We start from the raw sequence: 10,393 nt of genomic DNA, 5'->3' as shown, positions 1-10,393 counted from the left end.
TTCAGGCCGCGACAGGTGCCGCCAATGCCGCGCTCAATTCGCTTTGCAGCACCGCGGCATTGAGCTCAGACCCAATCAGCACCAGCCGTGATTGCCGCGCTTCGCCGTCGCGCCAGGGGCGATCAAAGTAGCTGTCGAAACGGCTGCCCACGCCCTGCACCACCAGGCGCATGGCCGAACCGGGCAAGGCCACAAAGCCCTTGGCGCGGTAAATCTCATGGCGCTCCACCACGCCGCGCAAAGCGGCCAGCAACGCGTCGCGGCCGGGCACGTCCAGCGCCACCTGCACCGAGTCGAAGGCGTCGTGGTCGTGATCTTCCTCCTCGTCGTGGTGGGTCTTGCGCTGGTCGATGACGTCTTCCACAGCACGCTCCAGGCCCAGCAGCACGCCGATGTCGATGCGGCCGTGCTGGGCCTGCACCAGCTTGACGCCGGGCGCGGTCTCGGCACGGATCGCGGTTTCCACGCCGGCCAGTTGGGCAGCGGTCAAACCGTCGGTCTTGTGCACCACCACCAGGTCGGCCGTGGCCAGCTGGTCTTCAAACAGCTCATGCAGCGGCGATTCATGGTCCAGGTTGTCGTCGGCGCGACGCTGGGCGTCCACGGCGACCGGGTCGTCGGCAAAGTCGCCGGCGGCCACCGCGGGCGCATCCACCACCGTCACCACCGCGTCGACGGTGAAGGTGTTGCGCAGCGTGGGCCACTGGAAGGCCTGCACCAGCGGCTTGGGCAGGGCCAGGCCCGAGGTCTCAATGATCAGGTGGTCGATCTGGTCGCGGCGCGCGGCCAGTTTTTCCATGACCGGCGCGAACTCTTCCTGCACGGTGCAGCACAGGCAGCCGTTGGCCAATTCATAGAGCTGGCCGTTTTCTTCGCCGTTCTCGTCGCAGCCTATGCCGCAGCCGCGCAGCAGCTCGCCGTCTATGCCGAGCTCACCGAACTCATTGACGATGACCGCGATGCGGCGGCCCTGCGCGTTGGCCAGCAAATGCCGCAGCAGCGTGGTCTTGCCGCTGCCCAGGAAGCCGGTGACGATGGTGGCGGGGATTTTTCGGGTTTGCATGATGTGTCTCGGTTAAAAAATAATCAGCGGGGCGGCAGCGCGTTCAGGCACTCCACCAGCATTTGCGCGGCCTCGCCCAGGCGCGGGCCGGGGCGCGACAGCAGGTCCATGCGCTCGGTGTCCAGCAGGCACAGTTGCTGCTGGCGCACCGCGGGCAGCGTGCTCCAGCCGGGGCGGTCCGACAGGTTGGACAACGTGGCGCGCGGGCCGATGATGATGTCGGGCGGGCGGCGCAGCAGCAGCTCGGGGTTGATTCGCGGGAACAGGCCCAGATCGCCGCTCACCACGTTGACCAGGCCCAGCCTGGCGACGGTCTCGCCGATAAAACTTTTGTCGCTGGCCGCGGACGAGCCCGCCCCGACTTCCACATACACGCTGCGCCCACGCAGGGCGGCTGGCATGCGCGCGGCCGCGGCGTCGAGCTCGGTTTCCATACGCGCCAGCAGTTCAGTGGCACGCGCCGGCTCGCCCAGCGTGTCGCCCAGCTTGAGCAGCATGCGTTTGAGATCGGCATGGGTGCGGGCGTCAAAAGTCATGACCGGCACGCCCAGGGCCTTGAGCCTTTCACCGGCGCGGCTGCGCGGGCCCAGCAAGACCATATTGGGACGCAAAGTCACGATGCGTTCGATCTGCGCGTCTTCCAGGCCGCCCACCTTGGGCAGCACCTGCACCGAATTGGGCCAGGTGGAATGGCGGTCTGTGCCCACCAGCTGGGCGCAGTGACCCAGTGCGCAGACGGCCTCGGTCAACGAAGGTGCAAGCGTGACGATGCGCGAGACAGGCTGTGCCTGCGCCATGGCCACGCCTGAGAGCAGGCTGAAGGCCAAGCCCAAAACACGCAACATCAACCGGAATACCTGAACGTTCATCTCAATCTTCAATGCCGCGTTGGGCCGGAACGCCGGCTTTGAAGTGATGCTTGATCAAGGTCATTTCAGTGACCGTGTCGGCCAGATCGACCAGCTCGGCCGGCGCATTGCGGCCGGTCAGCACCACGTGCACATGCGACGGGCGCTCGCGCAGGCAGGTGAGCACGGCTTCCAGCGGAACCCAGCCGTAGCGCAGCGGGTACATGATTTCATCGAGTACCACCATGAAGTGCTCACCGGCGCGTATGGTGGCCTCAGCCCGGGCCCAGCCGTCCAGCGCCAGCTGGGCCGAGTGCTCAAGGTCGCGGCTCTTCCAGCTGAAGCCATCGCCCAGGCCTTCAATCGGGATTCCCAGCTGCTCAAACAGCCGGTGCTCGCCAAAGCGCGCGCTGGGCACCTTCATGAACTGGTAGACCTTGACGGCCTTGCCGCGGCCGTGGGCGCGCAAGGCCAGGCCAAAGGCGGCCGTGCTTTTGCCCTTGCCGTGGCCGGTGTTGATGAGGACAAGGCCGCGGCGCTCGCCGGTGGGTTTTTCGTAAGGTGTGGCCGAAGGTGGGGTTTCAATTTGCATGGGAGCCCTCTTGGGAGGTTGGGTAACTTTGGGCAGCGCGATCCACTGCCCTTGCAAGGGATGGACGGCAATGCGTCCGTCGAAGACATCTTCCAGGGCCCGGTGGGTGGCCAGGTCGGCGCAGGGGCCCTGGTGGGTGACGCGGCCTTCTGCCATCACGACCAGGCTGTCGGCCTGCAGTGCCATGGTGATCTCATGCAGCACGCTGACCACGGTCTTGCCCTCGGCCACCAGGGCCCGCACCACGTCCAGCCAGTCGGCCTGGTGCGGCGGGTCCAGGTTGGCCAGGGGTTCGTCCATCAACAGCACCTGGGCCTGCACCGCCAGGGCACGGGCCAGCAGCACGCGCTGGCGCTCGCCGCCCGACAGCTGCCCCAGGGCGCGCTGGCGCCAGTCCCAGGCGCGGGTGGCGCGCAAGGCCTGCTCCACCGCCGCACGGTCGGCCGCGCTGGGCGGCGCCAGCCAGGCCTGGTGCGGCAAACGGCCCAGCATGGCGACGTCCCACACGGTCAGATCATCGGCCGAGGTTTCGTTCTGGCCCAGCCAGGCCAGCTGGCGGGCGCGCTCACGGTGCGGCAGGCTGTGCATGGGCTGGCCCAGCAGCGTGACGCTGCCGCTGTGCGGCAGCACGCCGGCCAGGGCCTTGAGCAAGGTGGACTTGCCCGCGCCGTTGGGGCCCACGATGCTGGTCCAGCGCGCGGCGGCGATGTCCAGGTCTATGCCATGCAGCACGGCTTGCCTCTGCGGGCCGTGGCCCAGGCTGGCCGAAATGGATTGCGCGCTGAGGGCGGCGGAATTGGCTACGGGGTTCATGCGGCGCGCCCTCCCCCCAGGTTGCTGCTACGGTGCATCAACCACAGCAGGTAGCCGCCGCCCAGCACCGCGGTGAGCATGCCCACGGGCAGTTCCTGCGGCGCCATCAGCCCGCGCGCCAGCGTGTCGGCGGCCATCAGCAGCACGCCGCCCATCAGGCTGGACAGCAGCATTAGGTGGGCATGCGTGGTCTTGACCACGGAGCGCACCAGGTGGGGCGCGGCCAGGCCCACAAAGGCGATCAGCCCGGTCTGCGCCACGGCGGTGCCCGTGGCCAATGCCAGTACCGCGACCAGCGCCGCGCGCATGGGCGCCACCGGCAGGCCCAGGCTGACGGCCGTGGCGTCGCCCAGGCTCAGGCCGTCGAGCACACGCGCCAGCAGCCAGGCGGCCAGCACACAGACGCCCCACACGCTGGCCATGAGGATGCACGAGGTCCAGCCGACAAAGGCGGTCGAGCCCAGCATGAAGGCCTGCATGGCCTGCAGCGATTCGGGCGAGAACAACAGCACCAGGTGCGTCATGGCGCCCAGCACCACGCCCACCACCACACCGGCCAGCAGCAGGCGCAGGGTGTGGCCCACGCCGCGCGAGAGCACCAGCGTGAGCATCACCGCGAACACGGCGCCGAGGAAGGCCGCGCCGGTCAGGCCCAGGCGCACCCACAGGCTGCTGGAGAACACGCTCACGGCCACGCCGCCGTTCATCATGTTGCCGCCCAGCATGCCGGCGCCGCCGCCCAGAGCGGCCAGCGCCAGCGCCACGCCGAGTGAGGCGCCCGAGGCGCTGCCCAGCAGGTAGGGATCGGCCAGCGGGTTGCGAAACAGGCCTTGCGCCACCGCGCCGGCCAGGCCCAGCAAGGCGCCGGCGGCCCAGGCGCCCAGGGTGCGCGGCAGGCGGATCTGCCAGATGATTTGCTGCGCCATCGCGGTTTGCGGCGGGTCCTGCGCGGGGTTGAGCAAAGGCCCGATCAGGTTCTCCAGCCCGGCGCTGCCCACGCAAATGCCCAGCGCCATCAGGGCCAGCGCGCCCAGCACACCGGCCCAGACCAGCCACCACACGCGGGCCTGCATCATGGTTTGGCCCCCGGTGCCTTATCCGTCAGACAGCGGGCCATCAGCCGCGCGCCTTCGGCCATGCGCGGACCGGGGCGAACCAGCACATTGGCCTCTTCGGTCGGGAAGATGCAAACGCGTTGCTCGCGCAGCGCGCGAATGCTTTGCCAGCCGGGCCGCGCCTGCAGGCCGTCAGCGCTGCGCTGGCCGACCATGATCAGGTCGGGATTGGCACGGACTATGTATTCGGGGTTGAGCTTGGGAAAGGGCCCGAGCTTGGCCGGCACGATGTTTTTAACGCCCAGCCGCGTGAGCGTCTCGCCGATAAAGGATGACTCCCCCGCCGCATACGGGCCCTGGTTGACCTCGAAGTAGACCCGCGTGCCGCGCACGTTGGGCGGCAGCGACTGGGCCGCGGCAGAGACGCCGGCATCGATCGCGCGCCAGATGCGCGCGGCATCGGGCACTTCGAGCAACTGGCCCAGCTTGAGCATTACGCGCTGCACATCGGCATGGCTGCGGGGCTCCAGCGCCACCACTTTAAGGCCCAGGGCCTGCAGCCTGTCGCCCGCGCGCGAGGAGGTGGCCAGCAGCACCACATCGGGCTTGAGCGCGACGATCATCTCGATGTTGGGGTCCAGCCCGCCGCCGACCTGGGGCAGCTTTTGCACGCTGGCGGGGAAGTTGGAATAGCGGTCCACCCCGACCAGGTTCTGGCAACGGCCCAGCTCGCAGACGGTCTCGGTCAGCGAGGGCAGCAGGCTGACGATGCGCTGCGGCGCCCGAGGCAGCGTGATGGTCGCGCCGCGGTCGTCGGTCAGCTGCAGCGCGCGCGCAGGCGAAGCCAGGGCGAGGCAGAGCAGAAACAAAAGAAAGGCGATGCGTTTCACAAAGGAGCTTTCAAGGTCAGCGGCAAACCGGCGGCCATCAGGGTCACGCGCTCACAGGCGGCGGCGACTTGCTGGTTCAGCAGGCCCAGCGCATCGACAAAGGCACGGGTTTCGCGGCCCAGCGGTATGACGCCCAGGCCGATTTCATTGCCGACCAGCACCAGCGGCCCGGGGGCGGCAGCGACGGCCTTGACCAGCAGGCCCGCCTGTTCACGCGCGGCCTGAGCGGGATCTTTGAGTTCCAGGCCCGGCGCGGGCATCAGCAGGTTGGTGAGCCACAGTGTCAGGCAGTCGACGACAACCAGGGTGTTGGGGGCGCTGTGCTGGATGAGGGCCTGGGCCAGCTGAACCGGCTCCTCGACGGTCGCCATGCCGGGCAGGCGCTCGGCCCGGTCCTGCTGGTGGCGGCGTATGCGTTCGCGCATTTCCTCGTCCCAGGGCCTGGCGGTGGCGACCATCACCGCGCTGTGGTCGGGCGATTGCGCGAGCCACCGTCCGGCCAGCAGCTCGGCACGGCGCGACTTGCCGCTCTTCTGGCCGCCCAGGATGAGTTCGCTTTTGGCAATCGTCATGGTGCTCATGGCTTGAAAGCCCCCGCCTGCTCTGCGTCCATCCACCGCAGGATGATCTGGTGCATTTTCTGCACGCCGTCGGTCAATGCGGCCGGGCCGGGCTGCAGGATGTCGGGCGACTTGATTTCAAACAGCTGCTGGTGGCGCACGGCATTCACGGCGTCCCAACCTTGCCGCGCCGCCACGTTTTCGGGCCGGAATTTCTTGCCGCACCAGGAGCCCAGGATGATGTCGGGGTTGCGGCGAATGATCTCGGCGCCGTCCGCGATGATGCGGTTCTTGCCCAGAGACTCCCGCGCCAGCTCGGGGAAACAATCATCGCCCCCGGCGATGCCCAGCAGTTCGGACACCCAACGGATCGCGCTGATGTGCGGGCTGTCCCACTCTTCAAAGAACACCTTGGGGCGGCGCGCGCCGGCAGCCACCCTGGCCGCCACGGCCGCCTGCATGACGCGCAGGCCGGCCTGCATCTGCGCGATGCGCTGTGCGCCCTGCTCCGCTTCGCCCACCATGGCCGCGAGCTGGAACAGCATGGAAAAAATTTCCGCCACGCTGCGCTGGTTGAAGATGGTGACCTGCACGCCACGCTTGACCAGGTCGGCTGCAATATCGGCCTGCAAGTCCGAAAAGCCCAGCACGCAGTCGGGCTGCAGCTCCATGATCTTGTCCAGCTTGGCGCTCAGGAAGGCGCTGACGCGCGGCTTCTCGTCGCGCGCGCGTTTGGGCCGCACGGTATAGCCCGAGATGCCCACGATGCGCCGCTCCTGGCCCAGCAGGTAAAGCCACTCGGTGGTCTCCTCGGTCAGGCAGACGATGCGCTGCGGGCCGGGATTGAAATGCAGCAGGTCGGCGCTCATGCGGGCACTCCGGCGGGCGCGCTGAACAGTTCCACCACGGCTTCGGGGCAGGAGGGGAACCAGGCGTGGAAATAACTGGCGCGCACCGCGCCATGCTGCCACACGGCCTCGCCCGCATCCGGCGCCGGTGTGGTGCCGGGCCGCGAGGTGCGGGCCACGGGCTGCAGGGATGTGGCCGTGGTCGAGTAATGGAAAGTATGGCCGCGCAAGGTGCCGCCGGCCAGTTGCAGCTGCTGCGGGCCCAGGCCGGCCAGCAGCTTTTGCATGCTGACCTCGCCGGCCAGCACACCCCACTGCGCATGGCGCCGGCCGTCCAGCGTAATCAGCGTGTCAAACAGCGCCATCATGCCGCCGCACTCTGCCCATACAGGCTTGCCCGCAGCAACGTGCGCTATCAGGCTGCCGCGCAGTGCGGTGTTGGCGGCTATCGTTTCCGCGTGCAGCTCGGGGTAGCCGCCGGGAAGCCACAGCGCGTCGCAGGCGGGCAGCGCCGCGTCGGCCAGCGGCGAGAAAAACACCAGTTCGGCGCCCAGCGCGCGCAGGGTGTCGATATTGGCGGCGTAGATAAAACAGAAGGCGGCGTCGCGCGCGATGGCAATCGTCTTGCCGCGCAGTACCGGCACCAGGGGCGCACAGGCCTCAGGGGCCGCGAAATCCACCGCCCAGCGCTGCAAATCCGCCAGTGTCATCCAGCCCAGCGGCGTGTCGGCCAGTGCATCGGCCGCAGCGTCCAGGCGCTCCATGGCATCGGCCACTTCGGTGGCCACGGTCAGGCCCAGGTGGCGCTTTGGCAGGCTCATGGCGGCATTGCGCAGCACCGCGCCCAGCCACTGCTCGGGTGCCACGCTGGCCTGCAGCATGGCCGCATGGCGCGCATTGGCTACGCGGTTGGCCAGCACGCCGGCCCAGGGCATGTGAGGGCGGTAGTGCTGCAGGCCAAAGGCCAGCGCGCCAAAGGTCGCCACCATGCCCGAGGCATCCACCACCGCCAGCACCGGCAAGCCGAAGCGCTGCGCCAGGTCGGCCGCGCTGGGCTCGCCGTCAAACAGGCCCATCACACCTTCCACAATGATCAGGTCCACCTCCTGCGCGGCCTCATGCAGGCGCGCCCGGCAATCGGCCTCGCCGGTCATCCAAAGGTCCATCTGGTACACCGGCGCGCCACTGGCCAGGGCGTGCCAGCAAGGGTCCAGGAAATCCGGCCCGCACTTGAAGACCCGCACGCGCCGCCCCTGGCGCGCATGCAGCCGCGCCAGCGCGCAGGCGACCGTCGTCTTGCCCTGGCCGGAGGCCGGGGCAGCGACGAGGATGGCGGGACAGCGGACGGCTTGTTGCATGGACGGCCTCAGGTTTAACGCGGTGCCCAGGTCACACCGACGTAGAGGTTACGCCGGGCGGTGGCATAGGTGTTGGCGGTCTGGTAAATCTTGTCGGTCAGGTTCTCCAGCTTGGCCACCAGTTTCCAGTCAGGGGACAACGCCGTCGTGGCGCTGAAGTTCATGACCGAATAGCCTGGCAGCACCACGTTGCTGGCGTCGCTGTCGAAGGCGTGCGAGGCCATCACCAGGTCGGTCGCCAGTTGCCAGCCGCCCAGCGGCATTTCGGCGCCCAGCGTGCCGTACTGGCGGGAACGGCGCTGCAGGGTGCGGTTGGTGATCCGGTTCTTGGGGTTCTGCAAATCCAGCGAGCCGTGGACGCGGACATTGCCCAGTGTCTCGGCCGCCGTGAGCGTCAGCCCGGTGTACTCGGCCTGCGCGGTGTTGGCATAGCAGCCGCGGTTGGACAGCACGATCGGCGGGCCGCCGTTGATGCAGGGGCCGTTGCCCGTGACAAAGCTCAGCAGGTTGGTCAGGCGGTTGCGGTACACCGTGATGCCGTACTGCGATGTGCCCTGGCTGTATTTGAGCGCCGCTTCCACGCTTCGGCCGGATTCGGGTTTCAAGGTCGAGGTGCCGTAGATGCTGAAGCGCTGGTACAGCGTGGGAACGCGGAACGAGGTACCCGCGGAAGCGGACACCTTCCACTGCGGCGTGAGCGCAAAGGCGTAGGCCGCGGAGCCTGTGGTCTTGCCGCCGAATTCGCTGTCCCTGTCGTGGCGGGCGTTGAGCTGTACGGTGTGCGCGCCGCCGCTCCAGCCGTAGCCCAGGCTCACACCGTCCAGGGAGCGGTCCTTGTTGAGCACACCCGCGCCTCCCGGTATGACCGCGGAGCCGACCAGGCGGAACACGTCCCGCCGGCTTTCCAGCGCGGCGCTCAGCAGGTGGGCGCCCAGGCGGTATTCGTTCTGGAACAGCAGCGTGCTGATGGTACTTTTGTCGTAGGAGATCTGCGGCGTCGAGCCGTTCAGGCCCTCCTCGCCGGAATCGGTGCCTTGCGTGAGGGCCAGCCTGGTGGTGTAGCGATCGGACCATTTGGCCTCCCACTGCAGGCCCAGGGTCTGCAGGTCGGCGATGCGGCGGTAGTCGCGCGTGGGGCCGCCGTCGTACTGGGAGTCCGTGTGGCTTTGCATCACGTTGGCTTCAATGCGGTGGTCGGGGTTGAGCTGCAAACCCAGCTTGGCGTTGGCGCCCAGGCTTTTGTAGCCATCGGCATCTGGGTTCTGGCCCGCGATGGTTCGCGCGTTGAAGCCCTCGCTTTGACCCTGGCTCAAGCCCAGCGCATAGTCGAATGCGCCTGCCGAGCCGCTGGCGGCGAGTTCGACCCGGCTCGTGTTGTAGGAACCGTAACCCACCGATACCGAGGGCGAGAAGGGGCCTTCACCCCGCTTGGTGAAGATCTGGATCACGCCGGCCACGGCGTCCGAGCCATAGACGGCGCTGCTGGGGCCGCGCAAGACCTCGATGCGGTCGATCAGCGACAGCGGAATGTTGCTCCAGGAGGCGCCGCCGGCCGTCGCCTGCGACTCCACCCGAACGCCGTCAATGAAGACGGGGGTGTGGCGGCTTTCCCCGCCGCGCACAAACACGCTGGTGTTGGCGCCCGTGCCGCCGTTGCGGGTGATCTGTATGCCCGGCACACGCACCAGGATGTCGGCCAGCCCGACCGGGCCGGCGCGTTCTATGGTTTCGCGGTCTATGACGGTGACGTCGGCAACGACGTCGCCGATGGGCTGGGCGCTGCGCGTGGCGCTCACCACCATTTCCTTGAGCTGGGGCGCAACAACGGCCTGGGCGGCCTGCGCGGTTTGAGTGGTTTGCGACAGGGCGGGAGATGCGGCCAAAAGGGCCAAAAAGGCCATCGGGAATGCGGCGGCCAGCGCCGTCGGGAGCACGGCCAGGCGTGCGTGGGGAGCAGTTTTCATGAATCAACAGTCAGCAATGGGCCCTCACCGGCTTCCCCGCCGGTGTGTGAGCGTTACAAACACCCAGTCCAGGGACTGGACGTGCGCGTTCACCTTGTTGGCCGGTATCCGGGCTGACGGAACCGCCTCCATCGCCTTCCCAAGCGCTTGTTCAAGGCGCTCAGTGGCTGATGATGAAAGCTGAATGCGCCCTGGCCGTGAGGCCGGGAAAGCGCATTCGTCCGTTTTACCGTTGCGGGGGCAGCGCAGGTTGAAGGTCTGGGCGCCGGCCTTCGGGCTTGGCCCGATATGCCTGGCTTTGACGCTCTCCTGCTTCCCGTTGAACTGCAGCATGTGAACCACACTGCGGGCACCAACAGGGGCGATTCTACGCGGCCCTTCCCCAGTTCAGGCCGCAAACCC

At 67.9% G+C, this 10,393-nt stretch carries 9 protein-coding genes, 1 pseudogene and 1 riboswitch; all 10 genes and pseudogenes read right to left on the bottom strand.

What is annotated here, in order from left to right; all coding sequences use genetic code 11:
- Window position 1: 1 nt before the first annotated feature.
- The 10 genes and pseudogenes from cobW to ACEN8I_RS19090 all read right to left on the bottom strand — a co-directional run bounded on the left by cobW (window position 2) and on the right by ACEN8I_RS19090 (window position 9,991).
- Window positions 2-1,063: a cobalamin biosynthesis protein CobW gene (gene cobW, locus ACEN8I_RS19135; protein ID WP_413330162.1), complete on the bottom strand. Its 1,062-nt coding sequence runs from the start codon at window positions 1,061-1,063 to the stop codon at window positions 2-4.
- A 23-nt stretch (window positions 1,064-1,086) separates the two neighbouring features.
- Entirely contained in the window at window positions 1,087-1,908 is an 822-nt protein-coding gene (locus ACEN8I_RS19130; RefSeq protein ID WP_413330161.1) for an ABC transporter substrate-binding protein, read from the bottom strand.
- 25 nt (window positions 1,909-1,933) lie between these two features.
- Window positions 1,934-2,503 carry a cob(I)yrinic acid a,c-diamide adenosyltransferase gene (cobO, locus tag ACEN8I_RS19125; RefSeq protein ID WP_413330177.1) on the bottom strand — a complete coding sequence of 190 codons (570 nt, stop codon included), beginning with the start codon at window positions 2,501-2,503 and terminating at the stop codon, window positions 1,934-1,936.
- Window positions 2,504-2,530: 27 nt separating this feature from the next.
- Window positions 2,531-3,316, bottom strand: a pseudogene (locus ACEN8I_RS19120) (ABC transporter ATP-binding protein); the annotation flags it as partial.
- Window positions 3,313-4,392 carry a FecCD family ABC transporter permease gene (locus tag ACEN8I_RS19115; RefSeq protein WP_413330160.1) on the bottom strand — a complete coding sequence of 360 codons (1,080 nt, stop codon included), beginning with the start codon at window positions 4,390-4,392 and terminating at the stop codon, window positions 3,313-3,315. The pseudogene ACEN8I_RS19120 and the gene ACEN8I_RS19115, both read right to left, overlap by 4 nt.
- Window positions 4,389-5,261, bottom strand: coding sequence for an ABC transporter substrate-binding protein (locus ACEN8I_RS19110; RefSeq protein ID WP_413330159.1), 873 nt, complete (start codon window positions 5,259-5,261; stop codon window positions 4,389-4,391). Before ACEN8I_RS19110 ends, ACEN8I_RS19115 begins: the two co-directional genes overlap by 4 nt.
- Window positions 5,258-5,842, bottom strand: a complete 585-nt coding sequence (cobU, locus tag ACEN8I_RS19105) for a bifunctional adenosylcobinamide kinase/adenosylcobinamide-phosphate guanylyltransferase (protein ID WP_413330158.1) — start codon at window positions 5,840-5,842, stop codon at window positions 5,258-5,260. The genes ACEN8I_RS19110 and cobU overlap by 4 nt, the downstream gene beginning before the upstream one ends.
- Window positions 5,839-6,690: an ABC transporter substrate-binding protein gene (locus tag ACEN8I_RS19100; protein WP_413330157.1), complete on the bottom strand. Its 852-nt coding sequence runs from the start codon at window positions 6,688-6,690 to the stop codon at window positions 5,839-5,841. Before ACEN8I_RS19100 ends, cobU begins: the two co-directional genes overlap by 4 nt.
- Window positions 6,687-8,027, bottom strand: coding sequence for a cobyrinate a,c-diamide synthase (locus tag ACEN8I_RS19095; RefSeq protein ID WP_413330156.1), 1,341 nt, complete (start codon window positions 8,025-8,027; stop codon window positions 6,687-6,689). The genes ACEN8I_RS19100 and ACEN8I_RS19095 overlap by 4 nt, the downstream gene beginning before the upstream one ends.
- Window positions 8,028-8,041: 14 nt before the next feature.
- A complete protein-coding gene (locus tag ACEN8I_RS19090) occupies window positions 8,042-9,991 on the bottom strand; it encodes a TonB-dependent receptor domain-containing protein (protein ID WP_413330155.1) in 1,950 nt (649 codons plus the stop codon).
- 81 nt (window positions 9,992-10,072) lie between these two features.
- A riboswitch (cobalamin riboswitch) is annotated at window positions 10,073-10,363 on the bottom strand.
- Between the last annotated feature and the right edge of the window lie 30 nt (window positions 10,364-10,393).

The organism is Polaromonas sp. CT11-55 (genome assembly GCF_047303325.1).
Taxonomy (GTDB): Bacteria; Pseudomonadota; Gammaproteobacteria; order Burkholderiales; family Burkholderiaceae_C; genus Polaromonas.
Note: the sequence above shows the minus strand (reverse complement) of the source record. Positions and strands in the feature narration are given on the sequence as shown.